The 23157-nt window shown below is 65.7% G+C and carries 17 protein-coding genes, 1 tRNA gene and 1 riboswitch; of the genes, 8 read left to right on the plus strand and 10 right to left on the minus strand.

The window, feature by feature from the left end:
• Window positions 1-86 precede the first annotated feature (86 nt).
• The gene (glyS, locus tag GWK63_RS02800; protein WP_007398980.1) at window positions 87-2147 is read right to left on the minus strand and encodes a glycine--tRNA ligase subunit beta; all 2061 of its coding nucleotides are present in this window, start codon (window positions 2145-2147) and stop codon (window positions 87-89) included.
• 6 nt (window positions 2148-2153) lie between these two features.
• Window positions 2154-3044 (minus strand): glycine--tRNA ligase subunit alpha, encoded by an 891-nt coding sequence (locus GWK63_RS02805; protein WP_007398981.1) that lies wholly within the window; start codon window positions 3042-3044, stop codon window positions 2154-2156.
• A gap of 211 nt (window positions 3045-3255) precedes the next feature.
• Between GWK63_RS02805 and GWK63_RS02810 the strand changes: the two genes are divergently transcribed.
• Entirely contained in the window at window positions 3256-4017 is a 762-nt protein-coding gene (locus GWK63_RS02810) for a DUF2076 domain-containing protein (protein ID WP_034928944.1), read from the plus strand.
• 66 nt (window positions 4018-4083) lie between these two features.
• Window positions 4084-4740 (plus strand): DNA oxidative demethylase AlkB, encoded by a 657-nt coding sequence (gene alkB, locus GWK63_RS02815; protein WP_007398983.1) that lies wholly within the window; start codon window positions 4084-4086, stop codon window positions 4738-4740.
• Window positions 4741-4846: 106 nt separating this feature from the next.
• On the opposite strand, the gene eda is transcribed toward alkB, so the two are convergent.
• The 7 genes from eda to ssb form a co-directional block, all read right to left on the minus strand.
• Window positions 4847-5461 (minus strand): bifunctional 4-hydroxy-2-oxoglutarate aldolase/2-dehydro-3-deoxy-phosphogluconate aldolase, encoded by a 615-nt coding sequence (gene eda, locus GWK63_RS02820; RefSeq protein ID WP_007398984.1) that lies wholly within the window; start codon window positions 5459-5461, stop codon window positions 4847-4849.
• A 48-nt stretch (window positions 5462-5509) separates the two neighbouring features.
• Entirely contained in the window at window positions 5510-7348 is a 1839-nt protein-coding gene (gene edd, locus GWK63_RS02825; RefSeq protein ID WP_039999294.1) for a phosphogluconate dehydratase, read from the minus strand.
• Between the two features lie 456 nt (window positions 7349-7804).
• A tRNA-Lys gene (locus GWK63_RS02830) sits at window positions 7805-7880 on the minus strand.
• A 216-nt stretch (window positions 7881-8096) separates the two neighbouring features.
• On the minus strand, window positions 8097-8588 hold the full coding sequence (locus GWK63_RS02835) for a peptidylprolyl isomerase (RefSeq protein WP_007398989.1): 492 nt from the start codon (window positions 8586-8588) through the stop codon (window positions 8097-8099).
• A 60-nt stretch (window positions 8589-8648) separates the two neighbouring features.
• Entirely contained in the window at window positions 8649-9164 is a 516-nt protein-coding gene (coaD, locus tag GWK63_RS02840; protein WP_172459700.1) for a pantetheine-phosphate adenylyltransferase, read from the minus strand.
• Window positions 9154-11955 (minus strand): DNA gyrase subunit A, encoded by a 2802-nt coding sequence (gyrA, locus tag GWK63_RS02845; RefSeq protein WP_007398991.1) that lies wholly within the window; start codon window positions 11953-11955, stop codon window positions 9154-9156. Before gyrA ends, coaD begins: the two co-directional genes overlap by 11 nt.
• Window positions 11956-12113: 158 nt before the next feature.
• Window positions 12114-12668: a single-stranded DNA-binding protein gene (gene ssb / locus GWK63_RS02850; RefSeq protein ID WP_007398992.1), complete on the minus strand. Its 555-nt coding sequence runs from the start codon at window positions 12666-12668 to the stop codon at window positions 12114-12116.
• Between the two features lie 344 nt (window positions 12669-13012).
• Here ssb and uvrA point away from each other — a divergent pair, with 344 nt between their 5' ends.
• The 3 genes from uvrA (at window position 13013) to speE (ending at window position 17670) form a co-directional block, all read left to right on the plus strand.
• Window positions 13013-16042 (plus strand): excinuclease ABC subunit UvrA, encoded by a 3030-nt coding sequence (uvrA, locus tag GWK63_RS02855; protein ID WP_039999308.1) that lies wholly within the window; start codon window positions 13013-13015, stop codon window positions 16040-16042.
• Between the two features lie 159 nt (window positions 16043-16201).
• Window positions 16202-16666, plus strand: coding sequence for an adenosylmethionine decarboxylase (gene speD, locus GWK63_RS02860; protein ID WP_034928959.1), 465 nt, complete (start codon window positions 16202-16204; stop codon window positions 16664-16666).
• 131 nt (window positions 16667-16797) lie between these two features.
• Window positions 16798-17670 carry a polyamine aminopropyltransferase gene (gene speE / locus GWK63_RS02865; protein ID WP_007398996.1) on the plus strand — a complete coding sequence of 291 codons (873 nt, stop codon included), beginning with the start codon at window positions 16798-16800 and terminating at the stop codon, window positions 17668-17670.
• A 166-nt stretch (window positions 17671-17836) separates the two neighbouring features.
• Here the strand turns inward: speE and GWK63_RS02870 are convergent, their stop codons facing one another.
• The gene (locus tag GWK63_RS02870) at window positions 17837-18148 is read right to left on the minus strand and encodes a putative quinol monooxygenase (protein ID WP_034928965.1); all 312 of its coding nucleotides are present in this window, start codon (window positions 18146-18148) and stop codon (window positions 17837-17839) included.
• A gap of 126 nt (window positions 18149-18274) precedes the next feature.
• Window positions 18275-18364: riboswitch (glycine riboswitch) on the plus strand.
• A gap of 252 nt (window positions 18365-18616) precedes the next feature.
• Here GWK63_RS02870 and gcvT point away from each other — a divergent pair.
• Genes gcvT through gcvP form a run of 3 tightly spaced genes read left to right on the plus strand, consistent with a single transcriptional unit; the run spans window position 18617 to window position 23091 of the window.
• Window positions 18617-19750 (plus strand): glycine cleavage system aminomethyltransferase GcvT, encoded by a 1134-nt coding sequence (gene gcvT, locus GWK63_RS02875; RefSeq protein WP_007398999.1) that lies wholly within the window; start codon window positions 18617-18619, stop codon window positions 19748-19750.
• Window positions 19751-19799: 49 nt separating this feature from the next.
• Entirely contained in the window at window positions 19800-20165 is a 366-nt protein-coding gene (gcvH, locus tag GWK63_RS02880; protein ID WP_110581039.1) for a glycine cleavage system protein GcvH, read from the plus strand.
• 31 nt (window positions 20166-20196) lie between these two features.
• A complete protein-coding gene (gene gcvP, locus GWK63_RS02885; protein ID WP_007399001.1) occupies window positions 20197-23091 on the plus strand; it encodes an aminomethyl-transferring glycine dehydrogenase in 2895 nt (964 codons plus the stop codon).
• Window positions 23092-23157: the final 66 nt, after the last annotated feature.

Here is a 23157-nt window from a genome sequence, read left to right on the forward strand (position 1 = left end):
GTAGCTTTTTGGAAACCTTAAAAAGAATGCCGCCTTTTTGAAAAAAGGCGGCACCCAGAACCTTCTATTGTTTTTTAAACGGTCTTCTAGCCTTCAATCTGGCTGAAATCCGCAATCAGCACCGTCATGCGGCGCAGTTCGGACAGCAGGCGCAGGCGGTTGGCACGGACCGCCGGATCGGGGTCGTTGACCGTGACCTTCTCGAAAAAGCGGTCCAGCACGGGGCGCAGGCTGGCCACGTCCCGCATGGCATCGGCATAGCGTTCCTGCGCGGTGGCCTGTTCCACTTCCGGCGTGGTCTTTTCCAGTGCATCGGCCAGCGCCTTTTCCTCGGGCTGGGTGTACAGCGCGGGGTTGGGCGTGCCCTCATGCGGGCCGTCCTTGCGGTCCTCGATGCGCAGGATGTTGGCCGCGCGCTTGGTCGCCGCCAGCATGTTGCGCCCGTCATCGGTGGCCAGCATGTCGGCAATGGCCGTGGCACGCGCCAGCAGGCGCACGATGTCGGTATCGGTATTGCCCACCGATACGGCGGCCAGGATGTCATGGCGCGCGCCCTCGCCACGTAGCTGCACGCGCAGGCGCTCGGCAATGAATTCGGGCAGTACGTCCAGATCGGGCGCAAGGCGCAGGGCTTCGGGCAGGCCCTGTGCCGCGTCCCACAGCACTTTTGCCAGATCCAGCCGCAGCCCGTTTTCACGGATGATGCGGATCACGCCCAGCGCCGCACGCCGCAGGGCATACGGGTCGCCCGACCCGCCCGGCTTTTCACCCACCGCGAAGAAGGCGACCAGCATGTCGATCTTGTCAGCCAGCGCCACGGCAACCGATACCGGGGCCGTGGGCACGTCATCCTGCGGCCCGCGTGGCATGTAATGCGCGCCAATGGCATCGGCCACCGCGTCCGGCTCCCCGTCATGGCGGGCGTAATAGGCCCCCATGATGCCCTGAAGCTCGGGGAACTCGCCCACCATGCCGGTGGTCAGGTCGGCCTTGCACAGCAGGGCCGCGCGTTCCGCCTGCGCCACGTCAGCCCCGGTCATGCCCGCCAGCACGCCAGCAAGGCGGACAAGGCGCTGTACCCGTGCGCCCTGGCTGCCAAGGGATGCGTGGAAGACGATCCGGTCAAGCCCGGGCACGCGGCCTGCCAGCGTGCGGGCGCGGTCCAGGTCCCAGAAATGGCGGGCATCGGCAAAGCGGGCGCGCAGCACGCGCTCGTTGCCCGCAATGGTCAGCGCCCCGCCATCGTCGGGCAGCAGGTTGGCAACAAACGCAAAGCGGGGTGCGGCCGAGCCATCGGCATTGCGCAGCGCGAAGTAGCGCTGGTTCACGCGCATGGAAACCTGCATCACCTCGGGCGGCAGGGTCATGAACGCGTCATCGATCTGGCCCAGGAAGGGAACCGGCCATTCGGTCAGCCCCGCCACCTCGTCAATCAGGCCGGGATCGGCCACCACGTTCAGCCCTTCCTCACGCGCAAGGCGGGCAACGCCTTCGGCAATGGTGGTGCGGCGGGCGGCCGCGTCAGGTTCCACCTGCCGGGCGCGCAGGCCGTCCAGCCAGTCCTGCCGGCCGGTCACGGCAAAGGCGCCGGGCGCGGTAAAGCGGTGGCCTTCGGTCAGGTTGGCCGATTTCAGGCCGTGGCCGTTATCCTCGCCTTCCGCCAGCGTGAAATCGACCACTTTCCCATCAAGCAGGCATACGATGCGGCGCAGCGGGCGCACCCATGTAAAGGCGCTGCCCACACCCCAGCGCATGGATTTGGGCCAGGGGAAGCGGCGCAGCAGGCCGGGCAGGATATCGGCTATCTGTTTTGCCGCATCCACGGGCGGGATGGTGCGGTGCAGGACCCAGAAGCCGTTTTCCAGCACCAGCGCGTCACGCTCCACGCCATGCTTGCGCATGAAGCCTGCCAGCGCCTTTTCCGGGGCACTTTCCCGCGGGCCACGTTCATCCACCGTGCCGCCGGGCACCGTGGCATCCACCGTCAGTGCAAGCGCGATGCGGCGCGGGCCGGCATAGGCAGTGGCATCGCGCGGTTTGAGCGGGGCAAGCGCCTCGCAGAGCAGGCGTTCCAGGTCGGAGGCCGCGCGCGCCTGCATGCGGGCGGGAATTTCCTCGGAGAAGAGTTCGATCAGAAGTTCGGGCATGATCTCTTATTCCTCGCCCGCCAGCCACGTTTCGCAGCAGCGTTTTGCCAGTGCGCGCACGCGGCCGATATAGGAGGCGCGCTCGCTTACGCTGATCACGCCACGCGCGTCGAGCAGGTTGAACAGGTGGCTGGCCTTCAGGCACTGGTCATAGGCGGGCTGGGCCAGGCCCGCTTCGGCCAGGGCGATGGATTCGTGCTCGGCATCGATGAAGTGGCGGTGCAGCATCTCCACATCCGCGACTTCAAAATTGTGGCGGGAGTAGTCCTGTTCCGCGCGCAGGAACACATCGCCGTATTTCAGGCCCTGGCCATTGAAGTCGAGGTCATAGACATTCTCGATCCCCTGCACGTACATCGCCAGCCGTTCCAGCCCGTAGGTCAGTTCGGTCGAGGGCATGACGGTGGGAATGCCGCCCACCTGCTGGAAGTAGGTGAACTGGGTTACTTCCATCCCGTCGCACCAGACTTCCCACCCCAGGCCCCAGGCGCCGATGGTGGGATTTTCCCAGTCATCTTCAACAAAGCGGATGTCGTGTTCCAGCGGGTCGATGCCAATGGCGCGGTAGCTGTCCAGCAGCAGTTTCTGGCTGTCTTCCGGCGTGGGCTTGAGCAGTACCTGATACTGGTAATAATGCTGCAGGCGGTTCGGGTTCTCGCCATAGCGGCCATCGGACGGGCGGCGGCAGGGCTGCACGTAGGCGGCCTTCCACGGCTTTTTGCCCAGCGCGCGCAGCGTGGTGTGCGGCGAGAGCGTGCCCGCCCCCACTTCCGTATCATAGGGCTGGAGAATGGCGCAGCCTTGGTCGGACCAGAACTGGTGCAGCTTGAGGATCAGGCCCTGGAACGATAGGGGGCGCGGGGATGTGGGTGATCGGGGCACGGGGGCCGGGTCCATGAACGGGATGCTCCGCTAAACGGGGTCAGGTATGCACCATCTGGCGCAAAATCGCGCGGCAGCATACCGTTATGCCGCCCCGACCGGAAGGGAGGGCGTGCCCATGGCCCAAATCCGCCCCGCATGGCGGGGGTGGGCCTTGCGCATTGCACTCTTACGGGCCACATCGGCAGGGGAGACGGTATCCCCAGCCCAAGGCAGGACAGACAGGATGAATGACCAGGAACGTGATCTGATCACACAGTTTTTTGCCCGTGTGGGTGGCACCACCACAGGCAGCGTGCCGCAGACGACATCTTCCCTTCCGCCGATCGACCCGCAGGCCGATCAGTATATCGGGCAGATGTTCCAGAAATATCCTGAAGCCCGCTACCGCATCACCCAGATGGCCGTGGTGCAGGAGGCGGCTCTGGCCGAGGCACAGAACCGGATTCGCCAGCTCCAGTGGCAGCTCCAGCAGGCGCAGCAGCAGCTCCAGCAGCAGCAGGCCGCCCCCCAGCAGCCCAGCGGCGGCGGCGGTTTCTTCAGCGGCATGTTCGGTGGTGGCCAGCGTGCGCAGGCGGCCCCGCCGCCGGGCTGGGGTGGGGCCGCCCCGTCTGCTCCGCCGCCGCAGCCGGTCTACCCGCAGGGCATGCAGCCAGGCATGTTCCCCGCGCGTGGTTCGGGCTTCCTTGGTTCCGCGCTGACCACGGCGGCCGGTGTGGCGGGTGGCATGATGGTGGGCAATGCGCTGACCGACCTGTTCAGCGGACATCATGATGCTGCGGGCGGCGGCTTTGCCAGTGGCATGCCGCAGGCCGGGGGCGAGACCATCATCAACAACAACTACGGCGACAGCACCGCCGGGACCGGCGGCGCCGACCCGTTTGCGGGTGGCGGCACCAGCGCCGATTCCGGTTTTGATGCCGGCGGTGGCGATTCGGGCGGGTTTGACGGCGGCGGGTTTGACGCGGGCGACGACAACAGCTTCTGATCATCCGCACGGACGGCGCGGCAGGGGCATCCGTCACGGATGCCCCTTTTTTCATGAGGCGGGGAGATGGCGCAGCAGGAATTCGCACTGGACGCGTCGCAACCGGCTTCCACCGCACCGGAATGGCTGGATACGGGGGCCTGCGTGCTGCGGGGCCATGCGGCCGGTCATGCGGTGGAGATGATCGGGGGCATAAGGCGGATTGCGCGCGCCGCCCCGTTCCGCCGCATGCCCACACCCGGCGGCGGCATGATGTCGGTTGCCATGACATGCTGTGGGGCGGGCGGATGGTGTAGCGATGCGGATGGCTACCGTTACGTGGCGCATGACCCGCGCACGGGCCAGCCATGGCCGCCGCTGCCGGATATGTGGCGTGACCTTGCCACCCATGTGGCCGCGTGCGCGGGGTATGCGGGGTTCGTGCCCGATGTCTGCCTGATCAACGGCTACCGGCCCGGCGCGCGCATGGGCCTGCATCAGGACCGGGGCGAGCGGCTGGACGCGCCGGTGGTTTCGCTTTCCTTCGGGCTACCCGCAATCTTCCAGTGGGGCGGCCTGCAACGGGGGGACCCGCTACGCCGCATTCCCCTGCTGCATGGGGATGTTGTGGTGTGGGGTGGCCCGTCGCGGCTGGTGTTCCACGGCATTGCCCCGCTGCGTGCGGGCCAGCACCCGGTTACGGGGCCGTGCCGCTATAACCTGACATTCCGGCGGGTGTGGTAGGGCACTGGCGTATCTGGACAGGGGGCAAGAGGTTCCGGGTGCCGCCTTTTTTCAAAAAGGCGGCGTCCCCTGAAGCTTTCTGGAACAAGCTTCACCCAAAACTTCTTTATGATCTGCCGGCTGTAGCCTGCCGGGCGCGCGCGGTAATGGCCGCCACATCCGGCGTGCCGGCGGGAACCAGCCACGATCCGCCCACACACAGTACGGAAGGCAGCGCCAGCCAGTCGGCCGCCGTCTCGGCCTTGATGCCGCCGGTGGGGCAGAACCGGGCCTGCCCGAACGGGGCGGACAGGGCCTTGAGCGCCGGGATGCCCCCTGCCGCAACGGCGGGGAAGAACTTGAAATGCGTCAGCCCCAGATCCAGCCCGCGCATGATGTCACTGGCATTGGCGGTGCCGGGCAGCAGCGGCACATCGGCGGCACGCGCGGCATGGGCCACGTTGGCGGTCAGGCCGGGGCTTACGATAAAGCGCGCACCGGCATCGACCGAGCGCTTCAGGTCATCGCCGTTCAGCACGGTGCCCGCACCCACAACGGCGCCTTCCACCTTGGCCATTTCGGCAATCACGTCCAGCGCGCACGGCGTGCGCAGCGTGACTTCCAGCGCGCGCAGGCCACCGGCCACCAGGGCTTCCGCCACCGGGCGGGCATGGGCGGGGTCGTTGATGATCAGCACCGGGATGACCGGGGCTATCGTCATGATGTCTTCAATCTGGGCCATGGCTGGCTTCCTGTCCTGTATGGCTTTTCGGGCGGCGTGTGGCCGTGTTCATGCGCTCTCTTGTGCCGCCATATGGTCCATGGCGGCAAGGATGGCCGATGCCCCACGCTCGGGTGTATCCACCCCCCCGCGCATGAGCGCGAACAGTTCCCGCCCGGTGCCGGACTGCGGCGCGGGGGGGCGGGCAGGGGTACGGTCGGCCAGCGTGGCCTGTGGCACCATCGCCTCGATCCGGCCGGTGCGGGCGCACACGCGCACCATATCCCCATCGCGCAGCAGCGAAAGCGGGCCACCCACATAGGCTTCGGGACCGATATGGATGGCGGCGGGCACCTTGCCTGACGCACCCGACATGCGGCCATCGGTCACCAGCGCCACCTTGTGCCCACGGTCCTGCAGCACCGCAAGGGTGGGGGTCAGCTTGTGCAGTTCCGGCATGCCATTGGCGGCAGGCCCCTGGAAGCGCACCACAACTACCACGTCGCGGTCCAGTTTCCCGTCCCGGAAGGCGTGCAGCACGTCTTCCTGATGGTCGAATACGGCGGCCGGGGCCTCGATGGTCCAGCGCTCGGGGGCGACGGAACTGGTCTTGTAGATGCCGCGCCCCAGATTGCCCTCCATCACCTTCATCCCGCCATCGGCGCGGAAGGGGTTGGCGGGCGCGCGCAGGATGGTCTCGTTGGTGGAGGGACCGGCTTCTTCCCATACCAGTGCGCCGTCCTGCAGCGCGGGCTTCTTGCGGTATTCCGCAAAGCCGCCACGGGCGACGGACAGGATATCGGGATGCAGCAGCCCCGCATCAAGCAGCGAGCCGATCAGGCTGGGCATGCCGCCCACGGCATGGAAGGCGTTCACGTCTTCCGATCCGTTGGGATAGACGCGCGTCAGTTGCGGCACGATGGCGGAAAGCTGGTCCAGATCGTTCCAGTCGATCACAATGCCCGCCGCCCGCGCCATGGCGGGCAGGTGAATGGCAAGGTTGGTGGACCCGCCGGTGGCCAGCAGGCCGACCGCGGCATTCACGATGGCGCGCTCGTCCACGCACAGGCCCAGCGGGCGGTAATCGTCGCCGCGTGCGCCGATCTCGCTCAGGCGGTGGATGGCCGCACGGGTCAGTTCCTGCCGCAACTGCGTATTGGGGGGCACGAAGGAAGAGCCGGGCAGGTGCAGCCCCATCACTTCCATCAGCATCTGGTTTGTGTTGGCCGTGCCGTAGAAGGTGCAGGTGCCCGCGGCGTGGTAGGATTCGGATTCCGCATCCATCAGCCTGTCCTTGCCCACCTTGCCTTCGGCATAGAGCTGGCGGATGCGCTGCTTCTCGCTGTTGGGCAGGCCCGAGGGCATGGGGCCGGAGGGAATGAGGATGGCAGGCAGATGGCCAAAGCGCAGCGCGCCGATCAGCAGGCCGGGCACGATCTTGTCGCATATGCCCAGCATGGCCACGCCTTCGTACATGCCATGGCTCAGCCCCACTGCCGTGGACAGCGCGATGACATCGCGGCTGAACAGCGAGATTTCCATGCCCGGCTGGCCCTGGGTCACGCCGTCGCACATGGCGGGCGTGCCCCCCGCCACCTGTGCTGTGCTCCCCACCTCACGCGCGAAGAGCTTGATCTGGTCGGGATAGCGGCCATAGGGCTGATGGGCGGAAAGCATGTCGTTATAGGACGTGATGATGCCCACATTCATGCCGGATGCCGCGCGCAGGCCCGCCTTGTCCCCATCCGATGCCGCGATGGCGTGGGCCAGGTTGCCGCAGGCCAGGCGGGGGCGGCTTATGCCGTTTTCACGCTCGCGGGCAATCAGGTCCAGGTAGGTACGGCGGCTACGGGCCGAACGGGTGATGACCCGTTCGGTCACGGCGGTCAGGACGGGGTGCAGGCTCATGAACACTCACAGACATTATATGCCCCGCCCCGCAGCGGGGTGGGGCCGCCATCCGTTTGCAAACGACAGCGGGTTTGAAAGCGGCCGGATGTGCGATTATCCTGTGACCGCAGGGCACCCGGTCATCTATTGTAAAAAATACGTCCAGATCAAGACATAAAATTATAAAAAAAATATAAATAGTATAACATAATTATTATACCGAATATTCCCCTGCGTATGAACGCGCCAGATCCGCCCCGGTTTGCCTGCCACGGGGTGCCTGTTCCCCGGTCCTGTCCGCCAGGGGAATGGCAGGAAAGGGTGGCTGGCGTCTGTCATCATGCAGGAAGGGATGCGGCATGCCGAAGGTTCGCCGCAGGGCGTGCGAATATGCCAGTCGTGACCTGCGGGGGCCTGACGGTTCCCCGTCGCGGGGCGGGCATATGGGGGCGTGGCATGGGAAAGGACGGGAAATGGTGAGCCGGGTGGGATTCGAACCCACGACCATTCGATTAAAAGTCGAATGCTCTACCGACTGAGCTACCGGCTCACATCATCCGTATCAAGGGGCCGGCCTGACAGGCCTGTGGCCTGCGGCATGGCGCCTTGGGCAGGTCTCTAAACATACGGGGCGGGAGTGTCAACCGGTGCGTGTCCCGGTGCGGGTGTCACGGGCGGTGTCCGCCCCGTGGGGCGGGCGGGCCGCCCGCATGCCGCCATGCCCGGCCGGATGGTGGCCCGCGGGCACCATCCGGCCGGCATGGGATCAGGCTTGCGCGTCGGCCGGGCGCATCTTGATGATGCGGTCGGGGTCCTGCACCATGCCGCTCTGGCCCGCGCCGCGCTTGATCTGGTCGATATGGTCCATGCCCTCGATCACCTGGCCCACGATGGTGTACTGGCCGTCAAGGTGCGGGGAGGGTTCGAACATGATGAAGAACTGGCTGTTCGCGCTGTCCGGGTTCATGGTCCGCGCCATGCCCACCGTGCCGCGTTCGAACTTCGCCTTGTTGGTGAACTCGGCCTTCAGGTCCGGCAGCTTGCTGCCCGACGTGCCGGTGCCCGTCGGGTCGCCGCCCTGCGCCATGAAGCCATGGATCACGCGGTGGAAGGGCGTGTTGTCATAAAAGCCTTCCGCCGCCAGCGTGCGGATGCGTTCGGCCGCCAGCGGCGCCAGATCGGGACGCAGGCGGATCACCACCCGTCCTGTCTTGAGATCGACATTGATCAGGTCGGACTTGTTTTCTGTAGCAGACATCGTGATCCGTTTCGTAAATTGGGGTGTGGGAGAGGTAGGGCGCGCGTACGCCCCGCCCCGTCAGCCGCGCAGGCGCGCGAGGATGTGCCTGCGGGTAAAGGGGGGGACAAAACCGGAAATGTCCCCATCCAGCCGCGCGATCTCCTTCACCAGCCGGGAGGAGATGTACTGATGCCCCTCCCGCGCCATGAGGAAGAGCGCGTCAATGTCCGGTGCCATATGCTGGTTCATACCGAACATCTGGTTCTCATACTCGAAATCCGCAACCGCCCGCAGCCCGCGAATGATTGCATGCGCCCCATGCGTACGCGCCGCATGTACCACCAGCCCGGTAAACCCGACCACGGTAATGGGGGTGGCGCGGCCGATATTGAGCGGCTCGATATCGGTGCGCAGGCATAACAGCCGTTCTTCCAGCGGGAGGAGCGGGTGCTTCTCCCGGTTTTCGGCAACGCCGATCACCAGCCGGTCCACCAGCCCCGCCGCCCGTTCGATAATATCCATGTGCCCGCTGGTCACGGGGTCGAACGTGCCCGGATAGAACCCGGTGCGGGGGGCGGGGGTGTCAGTCATCATGGCCTGCATCGGTGGAGGGGGCTGCGCCGGTGGCGTCCGTGCCGCCCATGTCGCTGTCCTCGCCACCGTCCTCGCCGTCATCCATCACGGGGAAGACGCTGGTCACTTCCTCGGTGTCGTTCAGGCGGAACAGGGTGACGCCGCTGGCCTGGCGGGACATGATGCGCACCTGCCCGATGGGCAGGCGGATCAGGCGGCCCGCATCGGTCACCAGCATGACATCGGTGCCCTCCAGCACCGGCAGGGTCGCCACCACCGCGTTGCCGCGCTTGTTGGCGGAGAAGGTCATGTTGTTGATGCCCTGCCCGCCACGCCCGCTGACACGGTAGTCATAGGCCGAGGAACGGCGGCCGAAGCCCGCGTTGCTGACGATCAGCAGCACCTCTTCCGCCGCTTCCAGTTCGGCAAAGCGCTCGGGGGTGAGCGGCAGGTCATCGGCCGGGATTTCGGCGTCATCCCCCGCCGTTATCTCGTCCGTCTCCTCGTCTTCCTGCGCGGCTTCCGCGCGGCGGCGGGCATTGGCCATGCGCAGGTAGGCGGCGCGTTCCTCCACCGTGGCGTCAACATGGTTGAGCACGCACAGGCTGTTCACGCTGTCGCCTTCGGCCAGCCTGATGCCGCGCACGCCCGAACTGCCCCGCCCCGCGAAGACGCGCAGCGTGTCATCGGTGATCTGGAAGCGGATGCAGCGCGCATTGCGCGTGCCCAGGAACACGTCCTGCCCCTCGCGGCAGGTGGCGACGCCGATCAGGCGGTCATCGCCCTCCAGCTTCATGGCGATCAGGCCGGATGCGCGGATGTTGCGGAAATCACTCAGCCGGTTGCGCCGCACGCTGCCCGATGCCGTGGCAAAGACAAGGTGCAGGTTTTCCCACAGATCCTCATCCTGCGGCAGGGGCAGCACGGCGGTGATCGTGTCGCTGCCCAGGTCGGGCAGCAGGTTGACCAGCGCGCGGCCCTTGGCGGTGGGGCTGGCCTCGGGCAGGCGCCAGACCTTTTCCCGATACGCCTTGCCCCCGGACGAGAAGAACAGCACCCACTGGTGGGTATGCGCGTTGAACGAGCGGACGATGATGTCATCCCCCCGCCGCCCGGCCGCCGTGCGGCCGCGTCCACCACGGTTCTGGGCGCGGAACACGTCCAGCGGCGTGCGCTTGATGAAGCCCTCGCGCGTGATGGTGACCACCATCTGCCCCGGCTCGATCAGGCTTTCATCGGTCTGGTCGCCCGCGTAGTCGGCAATGTCGGTCGCGCGCGGGGTGGCCAGTTCGGCACGGATGGAAACCAGTTCGTTGCGCATGACCTCCATGCGGCGGGGGCGGCTGGCGATGATCTCCAGCAGGTCGTTGATGCGCACCGCCACTTCGGAAAGTTCCTGCTGGATCTTGTCGCGCTCCAGCCCGGTCAGGCGCTGCAGGCGCAGTTCCAGTATGCCGCGTGCCTGTGCCTCGGTCAGGTGGACCTTGCCGTCCACGATGACATTGCCCTCGTCATGGATCAGTTCCAGCAGCGGCGCCACGTCGGCGGCATCCCACCCGCGCGCCATAAGTGCCGCACGCGCGGCGGCGGTGTCGGGTGCCGCGCGGATCAGGGCAATGACCGCATCGATATTGGCCACCGCAATGACCAGGCCAACCAGCAGGTGCGCCCGGTCACGCGCCTTGTTCAGGTCAAAGCGCGCGCGGCGCAGGATCACGTCCTCACGGAAGCGGATGAACGCTTCCAGCACGTCCTTCAGCCCCATCAGCCGTGGCTGCCCGCCATCAAGGGCCAGCATGTTCACGCCAAACGAGGTCTGGAGCTGGGTGAAGCGGTAGAGCTGGTTGAGCACCACCTCCGGCGTCGCCTCGCGCTTGATCTCGATGACGATGCGCATGCCCGAGCGGTCGCTTTCGTCACGGATGTCGGAAATGCCTTCCACCTGCTTGGTGCGCACCAGGTCGGCAATGCGTTCCTGCAGCGTGGCCTTGTTCACCTGGTAGGGGATCTCGGTCACGATGATCGCCCTGCGGTCCTTGCGGATCTCCTCGATCTCGGCCTTCGCGCGGATGATGACCGAACCACGTCCCGTCTCGAACGCGCTGCGGATGCCCGCGCGCCCCAGGATGGTGCCACCGGTCGGGAAGTCCGGGCCGGGCACGTAGTCCAGCAGGTCATCCAGCGTCATGTCCGGGCGTTCGATCATGGCCAGGGTGGCGTCGATGATCTCGCCGGGATTGTGCGGCGGGATGTTGGTCGCCATGCCCACCGCGATGCCGGATGCGCCATTGACCAGCAGGTTGGGGAAGGCGGCGGGCAGGATCTTGGGTTCCTGCTCGCTTTCATCGTAGTTGGGCTGGAAGTCGACCGTGTCGCGGTCAATGTCATCCAGCAGGAAGGACGCGGCCTTGGCCAGACGCGCTTCGGTATAACGCATGGCGGCGGGGGAATCGCCATCCACCGAGCCGAAATTGCCCTGCCCGTCGATCAGCTTCACCCGCATCGACCACGACTGCGCCATGCGGACCATGGCGTCATAGATCGAGGAATCGCCATGCGGATGGTATTTACCCATCACGTCACCCACCGCGCGGGCCGATTTGCGGTAGGGCTTGTCGTGGGTGAAGCCGCTTTCGCGCATGGAATACAGGATGCGGCGATGCACCGGCTTCAGCCCGTCGCGCACGTCCGGCAGGGCGCGGCTGACAATGACGGACATGGCATAGGCGAGGTAGGAGGAACGCATCTCCTCCTCGATCGTGACCGGCAGCATGTCGGACGGGGGCAGGGGATCGTCGGGTATCTCGGTCAAGGCAGTTCCGTCATGTCAGGGTTATCCTGCCCACGCGGCCGCGCTGGCGCATGGACGGGACGGAAGGCAGGCAGCGCGCGGGGGCATCATGTCACTGCCTGTACAATAGCATGGCTTGCCCCCCGGCGCGAAGTACGGGCGCCGGGGAAGGCGGCGGGTCAGAACGGAATTTCGTCGTCCAGGTCGCTGCCGCCACCCGGCGCGTCCCAGCCACCGCCGCTACCGCCGCCGGTCGCCGGGCGCTCGCTGCGCTGGGGCTGCTGGCGTGCGGGCGCGCCGTATCCGCCACCACCGCCGCTGCCACCGCCATAGCCACCACCGTAACCGCCGCCGGCGTCATCGCCACCGGCGTCACCGCCCCGGTTGCTGTCCAGCAGCACCAGTTCGCCACGGAAGCGGTCGACCACCACCTCGGTCGTGTAACGGTCCTGTCCGCTCTGGTCGGTCCATTTGCGGGTCTGGAGCGAGCCTTCCAGATAGACCTTGCGGCCCTTGCGCAGGAAGCGCTCGGCCACGTCGCCCAGACGTTCATTGAAGATGACAACCCGGTGCCATTCCGTCCGCTCGCGCCGCTCGCCCGATGCGCGGTCATTCCATGTGTCGCTTGTGGCCAATGTCAGCGAGACGATTTTCGCCCCGTTCTGGCTGTTGCGGATTTCGGGGTCCTTGCCCAGGTTGCCGACCAGAATGACCTTGTTGACGCTGCCCGCCATGTGCTGTCCTGCTGCAGTTCGAGTATGGGACCGGCAGAATGCGGGCCGGAAGCCCCTGCCGGGTGCCACGATGGCCGCCTGTGGGCTGCCGTGGCGAAATTAGATGTGGCGATCTTACCGGATTGGCCCCTGAAATGCATAGCCCTCAAAGGCAGTCTGCGCGGGATGGGGCAATCCGGCCCCAAAAATGCCGCTACCCGCACAGGGTGCGTTGTGTCAGGACGGTATGCGGGCCGGCCGTGCAACCCTTGTCGTCATGGACGGACGGGACCAGATATCAGGACAGGCCGACAATGGCGGCCGGCATCCGGCTCCCCCGCGCGGGGGCGGAACAGGGAGAGTTCATGAACGTTTCTTCACGTCCGGGGCAGAAGGTTCCGGCGGGCCAGCATGTCAGCCAGCAGTCCATCCGCGTGCGGGGCGCGCGTGCGCATAACCTGAAAAATGTGGATGTGGACATCCCGCGCGATGCGCTGACGGTCATGACCGGCCTGTCGGGTTCGGGCAAGTCGTCGCTTGCGTTCGATACCATCTATGCCGAAGGCCAGCGCCGCTATGTGGAAAGCCTGTCGGCCTATGCCCGGCAGTTCCTTGAACTGATGGGCAAGCCGGACGTCGATTCGATCGAGGGGCTGTCGCCTGCCATCTCCATCGAGCAGAAGACCACATCGAAGAATCCCCGCTCCACCGTCGGCACGGTGACGGAGGTGCATGACTACATGCGCCTGCTCTGGGCGCGCGCGGGCGTGCCGTATTCACCCGCCACCGGCCTGCCGATCGAGGCGCAGACGATCAGCCAGATGGTCGATCGTGTCATGGCCATGCCCGAGGGCACGCGGCTGATGCTGCTGGCCCCGGTGCTGCGCGACCGCAAGGGCGAATGCAAGAAGGAACTGGCCGAACTCCAGCGCAGGGGCTTCACCCGCGCCAAGGTGGACGGCACGCTGTACACGATTGACGAGGTACCCGAACTCAACCGCCGCCTGCGCCACACGGTGGAAGCGGTGGTGGACCGCATCGTGGTCAAGGAAGGCATTGAAAGCCGGCTGGCCGACAGCTTCGAGACCGCACTCGGCCTGTCCGACGGGCTGGTCTATGCCGAAGAGGTGGTGAAGACCCTGCTCGAGGGCGGGGAGGCACCGCGCACGGTCTTTTCCTCCCGCTTCGCCTGCCCGGTCAGCGGCTTTACGCTGGAGGAGGTGGAACCCCGCCTGTTCTCCTTCAACGCGCCGCAGGGCGCGTGCCCGGCCTGTGACGGGATCGGGCAGGAAACCTTTTTCGACCCGCGCCTGATCGTGCCCGACGACTCGCTCTCGCTGGGTGCCGGGGCCATCGCGCCATGGCGCAACAGCCAGAGCCCGTACTACACCCAGACTCTGGCTTCCATAGCGAAGCATTACGGCGTGTCGATGGACACACCGTGGGAAGACCTGCCCGAAGGCGTGCGCGACGTGATCCTTGAGGGGGGCAGGGACCCGATCGAGTTCACGTACCGTGACGACCGGCGCGCCTACAGCCTGACCAAGCCGTTCGAGGGCGTAGTGACCAACCTGCGCCGCCGCATGGCGGAAACCGACAGCGTATGGGTGCGCGAGGAACTCTCGCGCTACCAGTCGGAAAAGCCCTGCCATGTCTGCCATGGCGCGCGCCTGCGGCCGGAGGCGCTTTCGGTAAAGGTCGCGGGGCTGAACATCGCCCAGGCATCCGACATGCCGATTCGCAGGGCGCTGGACTGGTTTGGCACGGTGGAGGCGACGCTCACCCCCCAGCGTGCCGAAATCGCGCACCGCATATTGCGTGAGATTCTGGACCGGCTGCGCTTCCTTGATGATGTGGGGCTGGATTACCTCACGCTCTCACGCGGGTCGGCCACGCTTTCGGGGGGCGAGAGCCAGCGCATCCGCCTGGCCAGCCAGATCGGGTCCGGCCTGACCGGCGTGCTGTATGTGCTGGACGAGCCTTCCATTGGGCTGCACCAGCGCGATAACGAACGCCTGCTGGGTACGCTGGACCGGCTGAAGAAGCTGGGCAACACCCTGATCGTGGTCGAGCATGACGAGGACGCGATCCGCGCCGCCGACTGGCTGATCGACATGGGGCCGGGGGCGGGCGTGAATGGCGGCAATGTTGTCGCGGCGGGCACGCCCGCGGAAGTCGCGGCCAATCCCGACAGCCTGACGGGGGATTACCTGTCGGGTCGCAGGTGCATTCCCGTTCCGGAAAAACGCCGGAAAATCGACCCGGAGCGCGAACTGGTGCTGCGCGGGGCAACGGGCAACAACCTCAAGGACGTGACGGCCCGATTCCCGCTGGGCACCTTTACCTGTGTTACCGGGGTTTCGGGTGGCGGCAAGTCCACGCTGGTGATCGACACGCTGTACAAGGCCCTGTCGCGCCGGCTTATGGGGTCGGGGCAGAACCCGGCACCCTATGTGGCCATCGACGGGCTGGAGCAGCTGGACAAGATCATCGACATCGACCAGTCCCCCATCGGCCGCACGCCGCGTTCCAATCCCGCCACCTATACCGACCTGTTCGGCCCCATCCGGGACTGGTTTGCCGAACTGCCCGAAAGCAAGGCGCGCGGCTACAGGCCGGGCCGCTTTTCCTTCAACGTCAAGGGGGGGCGGTGCGAGGCGTGTCAGGGTGACGGGGTGCTGAAGATCGAGATGCACTTCCTGCCCGACGTGTTCGTCACCTGCGATACCTGCAAGGGGGCCCGCTACAACCGCGAGACGCTGGACGTGAAGTTCCGGGGCAAGTCGATTGCCGATGTGCTGGCCATGTCGGTGGATGAGGCGCTGCCCTATTTCTCCGCCGTGCCGCGCATCCGTGACCGGCTGGCCATATTGCAGAAGGTGGGGCTGGGTTACGTGGCCCTTGGCCAGCAGGCGACCACGCTGTCGGGGGGTGAGGCGCAGCGTGTCAAGCTGTCCAAGGAACTGGCGCGCCGGGCCACGGGCCGCACGCTCTACATCCTTGATGAACCCACCACCGGCCTGCATACCGAGGATGTGCGCAAGCTGCTGGAAGTGCTGCATGCGCTGGTGGACCAGGGCAACACGGTCGTGGTGATCGAGCATAACCTCGAGGTCATCAAGACGGCGGACTGGGTCATCGACATGGGGCCGGAAGGGGGGGACGGCGGTGGCCGGATTGTCGCCTGCGGCACGCCGGAGGACGTGGCGGCAAGCCCGGACAGCCACACCGGGCGATTCCTGCGCCCGCTGCTGGAAAACCGGCCGCTGGTGCCGGACCCGGCCCCGCCCGCGCCCCGCCGCAAAAAAGCCACGGCACCCAGGGCGGCCGCCAGCGCGAAAAAGCCCGCAAAACCGGCGAAAGCCGCGAAAACCGGCCGTAAAGGGGCAAAATAGACGCCAGTTTGCGCCGAGGTGGCATGAGGGGGGCAAAAAAACTTGTCCCATCATGCTGAAAACACTTGCACTGCGCGGGCCACTGGCTCTATCAGCGCTTTTCTTGGCCCAAGGGGGCAATCTTGCCCAACAGGCTGTCTACTGGTTTGGGGGTACGTGATGAACGCACTTGCTCAACTGGGGATGGTCTCGGAACACCCGAGCAATAACCAGATCTCTTCAGCGCCGTTTTCGTCCGAGGACGACCGGAAAGATTATTTTGTCGAAAAAGACGGGATGAAGTTTGCGGGAACGCATCTTCTTGTCGATCTTTGGGATGCCCGGAATCTTGATGATCCCGCGCAGATCGACCGTACCCTGTGTGAGGCCGCCGTGACGGCCGGGGCTACGATCCTGCACAGCCACTTCCATCATTTCACGCCCAATGGCGGCGTGTCGGGTGTTGTGGTGCTGGCGGAAAGCCATATTTCCATCCACACATGGCCCGAGCGCAACTTTGCCGCCGTGGATATTTTCATGTGTGGCGCCTGTGATCCGCATCTTGCGATCCCGGTCATGCAGCGCCTGTTCCAGGCGGGCCGGATCGAGGTGGATGAACAGCGCCGCGGGCGCGTGCAGCTTTAGGCAGCTGTGGCCGGGGCATGGCCATGTGGCGTCCCGGCCTGTCTTTTACAAGGTATACGAAGTATCGGGCCGGATTGATTTCCGGCCCGTGCTTTTTCATGTGCACTGATTAGGACGGAAAGGGGATCGCAATGTCCCGTGAGTGGATCAGCGAGGGCCTGTACGAAGGCTGGCGGCAGGAACTGCGTGTGGACCGGATGCTGGCGCGCACCAAAAGCGCGTTCCAGGATATTGCCGTGTTCGAGAACGTCGATCTTGGCCGCGTGCTGATGCTTGATGGCGTGGTCCAGATCACGGAACGTGATGAATTCGTCTATCAGGAAATGCTGACCCATGTGCCCCTGCTGGAGCATGGCGATGCCAGGCGCGTGCTGATCATCGGGGCCGGTGATGGTGGCGTGCTGCGCCGCGTGCTGGAACACGCCACGGTGGAAAAGGCGGTGATGGTCGAGATCGATGGCGACGTGATCGACCTGTCCAAGAAGTTCCTGCCCGCCATTGCGGGCGATGCCTGGACCAACCCGCGTGCCGAAGTGATCGTGGGCGACGGGATTGAATACGTCACCAACGCCGCCGATGGGTCGTTTGACGTGATCATCGTGGACAGCACCGACCCGATTGGCGTGGGGGAGGTGCTGTTTACCGACTCGTTTTACGAAAACTGCGCGCGCATCCTCAGCGCCCGCGGCATTATCGTGAACCAGTGCGGCGTGCCCTTCATGCAGGCCGATGAACTGCGCGACACCAGCGTGCGGCGCGCGCGGTTCTTTGACCATGTATCCGCCTATGTCGCGGCGGTGCCCACCTATGTTGGTGGTTTCATGACGCTGGGCGTTGCCGCCAAGGGCTGCGTGCCGGGCCGGCAGGCGGTGGATGTGATCCGTGCGCGCGCGGAAAAGGCGGGCATAAAGGATACACGCTACTGGACGCCGGAGATGCATGCCGCAGCCTTCGTCCTGCCGCCCTACATTGCCCGCAACCTGCCGCAGGCTGATAAGGAATAAGGGTTTTGGGGTGCCGCCCTTTTTTCAGTAAGGCGGCGTTCCCGCAAGCCTTCCGGGCGGGCTGTTCCACACGGCCCCGGCATGGGGCACCAGACAGGACGGCATGAAAAAGGCCGGGGGGCAGTCCGCTCCCCGGCCTTTCTGGCATCTGTCGTGATCCGGCCGTTCAGGCAACGGGCGCCATGCGCGCGGCCTTGCGCAGGCTGACCAGTTCAGCGTCCAGTTCCTTCACCCCGGTTTCGAAAACCTTGAAATGCGGGGTGGCGAGATGCGCCTCGAACGCCTCTTCGTCATCATATACTTCCACCAGGATGACGGTCTGCGGATCATCCAGCGGGCTTATGGCCTCAAAGCGCTGGCAGCCTTTCTCATCCGCTACGGAATGCGCGCTGTCATAGGCGCAGAGTTCAAGGAAATGCGCGCGGTTTCCGGCCGGAATGCGGAATTCGGCCACGATGGTCAGCGGGCTTGTGGTCATGGCTGGATCATCCTCGGGTTTGTGTTGCGTCGTCAGAACGTATTGCCGGTGGGGCACGGGCCATGCCGTTGTGCCGTGGGGCGCTTTTCATGGATTGACTTGGCCCGGCGGGTCATGTCAAGTCGGGAGTGTCGATACGGGAGAGACCAGCCCAGCGCTGGCGCCGAAGGAGCAACCGCCCCGGAAACTCTCAGGCCAAAGGACCGGTCGAACAAGACTTCTGGAAAGAGGCAGCCCGCAAGGGATGCCCGCCGACGGGATAGCGATCTCAGGCACATGCGACAGAAGGGGCACTTCAGGGTCCTTACGGATTCGACAGGAGTCCCGCATGTCCACGCTGTTGCCTGCCCCCGTACCGCCCGTGTTTCCCCACCCCCGTTCCGCTGGCGCGTATCGTGCCATGTCGCCCGCGTGCCCTGCATGTGGGGCTGCCTGCGCGCATGCGGACCCGCACAAGGCCCTGCCCGCATGAACCAGCCATTGCTGCGTACCCCGTTATACGACCTGCACATTGAACTTGGCGCCCGTATGGTGCCATTCGCAGGCTACGACATGCCGGTGCAGTATCCCGCCGGCGTCATGGCCGAGCACCTGCATACCCGTGCCAAAGCGGGGCTGTTCGATGTCTCGCACATGGGTCAGGTCCGCATCCGCCCGAAATCCGGCCGGAACACGGATGCCGCCCGCGCGCTGGAAACGCTGGTGCCCGCCGATATCGTGGCGCTCAGGCCCGGCCGCCAGCGCTATGCCCTGTTCACCACGCCCGATGGCGGCATAAGCGATGACCTGATGGTCGCCAATATGGGGGAATGGCTGCTGCTGGTGGTCAATGCCGCCTGCAAGCAGGCGGATTTCGCCCATGTGCATGCAGCCCTTGCACAGACCTGCACGGTGGAGATGCTGGATGGCCGTGCGCTGATGGCACTGCAGGGACCGGCGGCGGAGGTAGCCCTTGCCAGCCTCAACCCCAGGGCCGCCGGAATGCGTTTCATGGATGTGGTGGAGATGGAGCTTGCAGGTATGGCCTGCATCATCTCGCGCTCGGGTTACACGGGGGAAGATGGTTACGAGATCGGCATGGCCAGTGGCGATGCCCTCACGGTGGCCCGCGCCCTGCTGGCCTGCCCCGATGTCGCCCCCGCCGGTCTTGGCGCGCGTGACAGCCTGCGGCTGGAGGCCGGGCTGTGCCTGTATGGGGCCGATATCGACCTGACCACGACCCCGGTCGAGGCCGCCCTTGAATGGTCCATCCAGAAAAGCCGCAAACCCGGCGGCGTGCGCGCGGGGGGGTATCCCGGTGCCGCCATCGTGGCTGACCAGCTGGCCGATGGCACCACGCGCCGCCGCGTGGGCCTGCGCGCCGAAGGCCGTGCACCGGTGCGGGGCGGCACCGACCTGTTTGCCGATGAAGCCGGCGCGCAGCCCGTGGGCCGCGTCACCTCTGGCGCGTTCGGTCCCAGCGCGGGCGGTCCCGTGGCCATGGGGTATGTCGCGGCCGACCACGCGGGTGTGGGCACGCGGCTTTTTGCCGCCGTGCGCGGGCGGCTGCTGCCCGTGCAGGTCAGTGCCCTGCCGTTTGTGGCCCCCACGTTCAAACGCTAGGGGCGTCCCGTTTTTCAGCCCGCAATTCAGGCACAATGGAGGAAATGAAATGACTGTCTATTACACGAAGGAACATGAGTGGCTGCGCGTCGAAGGTGATGTCGCGGTGGTGGGCATTACGGCGCATGCGGCGAATGAACTGGGCGAACTGGTCTTTGCCGAAGCCCGTGACCCCGGCACCACGGTGGAGCAGGGCGACAGTGTTGCCGTGGTTGAATCCGTCAAGGCGGCGTCGGACATCTATGCCCCGGTCACGGGTGATGTGCTGGCCTTCAATGATGCGCTGACCGATGACGCGGCGCTGGTCAACCGTGACCCCGAAGGCGAGGGCTGGATCGTGCGCATGACCGTGGCCGATGCCGCCCAGCTTGAGGGCCTGCTGGACCACGCCACCTATATCGCGCTGGTTGGCTGATCTTTTCCCTTCTGTCCCGCCTTTACGGAGTATGCTGGCCGTGACGTCTTCCTCCCGTGGTTCTTCTTCCCTGTGGCATGATGTGGGTGATGATGGCGGGGCGTTCTGTACCCGGCATGTCGGCCCCGATGCGCGTGACGTGGCCGACATGCTGCGCGTGGTGGGGGCCGACACGCTTGACGGCCTGATGGCGCAGACCGTGCCGGGCAGCATCCGCCTGAATGGTGCGATGGGTCTGGGCGCGGGCGTGTCCGAATCCGTGGCGCTGGAGCGCCTGCGGGCCATCGCGCGCGGGAACCGGGTGCTGACCTCCCTTATCGGGCAGGGCTATTACGGCACCATCCTGCCCGGCGTGATCCAGCGCAACGTGCTGGAAAACCCGGCCTGGTACACGGCCTATACCCCCTATCAGCCCGAGATCAGCCAGGGGCGGCTGGAAGCGCTGCTCAATTTCCAGACACTGGTCATCGAACTGACCGGGCTGGACGTGGCCAACGCGTCCCTGCTGGATGAAGGCACGGCCGCCGCCGAGGCCATGGCCATGGCGCGCCGCGTGGCAAAGAGCAAGGCCAGCGCCTTCTTTGTCGATGCCGACTGCCATCCGCAGACCATCGCGGTCATCCGCACCCGGGCCGAGCCGATGGGCTGGCAGGTCGTGGTGGGCGACCCCGCGACCGATCTGGATGCGGCGGCCGTGTTTGGCGCGGTGTTCCAGTATCCCGGCTCATCAGGTCAGATCCGTGACCCGCGTGACTGGATCGCGGCACTGCACGCTGCCGGTGCGGTGGCCGCCCTGTGCGCCGACCCGCTGGCGCTCATGCTGCTGCAAAGCCCCGGCGCACTGGGGGCGGATATTGCGGTGGGTTCCATGCAGCGTTACGGCATGCCCATGGGGGCGGGCGGGCCGCATGCGGCCTATATGGCGGTGCGCGATGCGTTCCGCCGCAACATTCCCGGCCGGATCGTGGGCGTGTCCATCGATTCGCGCGGCAGGCCCGCCTACCGCCTGGCGCTCCAGACGCGCGAGCAGCACATACGGCGCGAGAAGGCGACCTCGAACATCTGCACCGCCCAGGCGCTGCCGGCCATCGTCTCTTCCATGTATGCGCTCTATCACGGGCCGGTGGGGCTGAAGGCCATCGCAACCCGCGTGCACCGGCTGGCCTGCATCCTTGCCGCCGGGCTGCGTGCGCTGGGTGTGGATGTGGTGACACAGGCGTTTTTTGACACGATTACGCTCAACACGGGTGCCGGTACCGATGCGGTCATGGCGCGGGCGCTGGCGGCGGGCATGAACCTGCGCCGGGTGGATGATGCCCATGTGGGCATAAGCCTTGACGAGACCACCACGCCTGAAACCGTCCGCGCCGTATGGGCCAGCGTGAGTGGTGATGCCGCGCGTGTGCCGGCCATCGAATCTGGCCTTGGGGATGTGGCCGGCACCATTCCCGCCGATCTGGCCCGTACCGGCGGCCTGCTGGCGCAGCCGGTCTTTTCCGCCTGCCGGTCCGAGACCGATATGCTGCGCTACCTGCGCCGCCTGGCCGATCGTGACCTGGCGCTGGACCGTTCCATGATCCCGCTGGGTTCATGCACCATGAAGCTCAACGCCACGGCGGAAATGCTGCCGATCACCTGGCCCGAATTCTGTGACATCCATCCCTTTGCCCCGGTCGACCAGATGCGCGGCTATACCCGCCTGTTTGCCGATCTGGAGCGCATGCTGTGCCGGATCAGCGGGTATGCGGCGGTCTCGCTCCAGCCCAATTCCGGTGCGCAGGGGGAATTCGCGGGGCTTATGGCCATTCGCGGCTACCATCGCGCGCGTGGTGACATGGGGCGTGACGTGTGCCTGATCCCGGCTTCCGCGCACGGCACCAACCCCGCTTCCGCCCAGATGGCGGGGATGAAGGTGGTGGTTGTGGCATGTGACGCGCAGGGCAACGTGGATGTGGCGGACCTAAAGGCCAGGATTGCGAAACACGCCGACCAGCTTGCCGCCATCATGATTACCTATCCCTCCACCCACGGCGTGTTCGAGGAGAACGTGCGCGAGATCTGTGAACTGGTGCACGCGGCGGGCGGGCAGGTTTACGTGGATGGCGCCAACCTGAACGCGCAGGTCGGCCTTGCGCAGCCGGGCGTGTATGGCGGCGATGTCAGCCACTTCAACCTGCACAAGACCTTCTGCATTCCCCATGGTGGCGGTGGTCCCGGCATGGGGCCGATCGGTGTGGGCGCGCATCTGGCGCCCTACCTGCCGGGCGCGCCGCAGCTTGGGGGGAACAATGCCATTTCCGCAGCCCCCTTCGGCTCCGCCGATGTGCTGCCCATCTCATGGATGTACATGGTCATGATGGGCGATGCGGGGCTGAAGCGCGCGACCGAGGTCGCGATCCTGAACTCCAACTACATTGCCGCCCGCCTGTCGGATCATTACCCGGTGCTCTACCGGGGGGCGAACGGGCGGGTGGCGCATGAATGCATCCTGGACCTGCGGCCGCTCAAGGATGCGACCGGGGTGACGGTGGATGATATTGCCAAGCGCCTGATCGACCATGGTTTCCATGCGCCTACCGTCAGCTTTCCCGTTGCGGGCACGTTCATGATCGAGCCGACGGAATCCGAAAGCCGGGCCGAGCTGGACCGTTTCTGTGATGCGATGATCGCCATCCGCGCGGAAATCGACGCGGTGGAAAAAGGCGCGCTGACCATTGAGGACAGCCCGCTGCGCCACGCCCCGCACACCGTGCGCGATCTGACCGACCCGGACTGGTCACGGTCCTATGACCGCGCGGCCGCCTGCCTGCCGGACGGCGTGCACCCCGCCAGCAAATACTGGTCGCCCGTCAACCGGCTGGATAATGCCTATGGTGATCGCAATCTTGTCTGCTCATGCCCCGATATGAGTACCTATGCCGACTAGGGACTGATTGCGCCCCCGTGGTTCATGTATATATCTGACACGATATAATATGGACCAATAGGGGGG

It is taken from the genome of Komagataeibacter rhaeticus (assembly GCF_011611525.1).
GTDB lineage: Bacteria > Pseudomonadota > Alphaproteobacteria > Acetobacterales > Acetobacteraceae > Komagataeibacter > Komagataeibacter rhaeticus.

Coding starts and splice junctions, on each gene's coding strand:
- speD (WP_034928959.1), top strand. CDS start 16,202: ATGAACGCACTTGCTCAACTGGGGATGGTCTCGGAACACCCGAGCAAT.
- GWK63_RS02805 (WP_007398981.1), bottom strand. CDS start 3,044: ATGGACCCGGCCCCCGTGCCCCGATCACCCACATCCCCGCGCCCCCTA.
- gcvP (WP_007399001.1), top strand. CDS start 20,197: ATGCTGGCCGTGACGTCTTCCTCCCGTGGTTCTTCTTCCCTGTGGCAT.
- glyS (WP_007398980.1), bottom strand. CDS start 2,147: ATGCCCGAACTTCTGATCGAACTCTTCTCCGAGGAAATTCCCGCCCGC.
- eda (WP_007398984.1), bottom strand. CDS start 5,461: ATGGCCCAGATTGAAGACATCATGACGATAGCCCCGGTCATCCCGGTG.
- GWK63_RS02870 (WP_034928965.1), bottom strand. CDS start 18,148: ATGACCACAAGCCCGCTGACCATCGTGGCCGAATTCCGCATTCCGGCC.
- speE (WP_007398996.1), top strand. CDS start 16,798: ATGTCCCGTGAGTGGATCAGCGAGGGCCTGTACGAAGGCTGGCGGCAG.
- edd (WP_039999294.1), bottom strand. CDS start 7,348: ATGAGCCTGCACCCCGTCCTGACCGCCGTGACCGAACGGGTCATCACC.
- uvrA (WP_039999308.1), top strand. CDS start 13,013: ATGAACGTTTCTTCACGTCCGGGGCAGAAGGTTCCGGCGGGCCAGCAT.
- gcvT (WP_007398999.1), top strand. CDS start 18,617: ATGAACCAGCCATTGCTGCGTACCCCGTTATACGACCTGCACATTGAA.
- alkB (WP_007398983.1), top strand. CDS start 4,084: ATGGCGCAGCAGGAATTCGCACTGGACGCGTCGCAACCGGCTTCCACC.
- gcvH (WP_110581039.1), top strand. CDS start 19,800: ATGACTGTCTATTACACGAAGGAACATGAGTGGCTGCGCGTCGAAGGT.
- GWK63_RS02810 (WP_034928944.1), top strand. CDS start 3,256: ATGAATGACCAGGAACGTGATCTGATCACACAGTTTTTTGCCCGTGTG.
- ssb (WP_007398992.1), bottom strand. CDS start 12,668: ATGGCGGGCAGCGTCAACAAGGTCATTCTGGTCGGCAACCTGGGCAAG.
- GWK63_RS02835 (WP_007398989.1), bottom strand. CDS start 8,588: ATGTCTGCTACAGAAAACAAGTCCGACCTGATCAATGTCGATCTCAAG.
- coaD (WP_172459700.1), bottom strand. CDS start 9,164: ATGATGACTGACACCCCCGCCCCCCGCACCGGGTTCTATCCGGGCACG.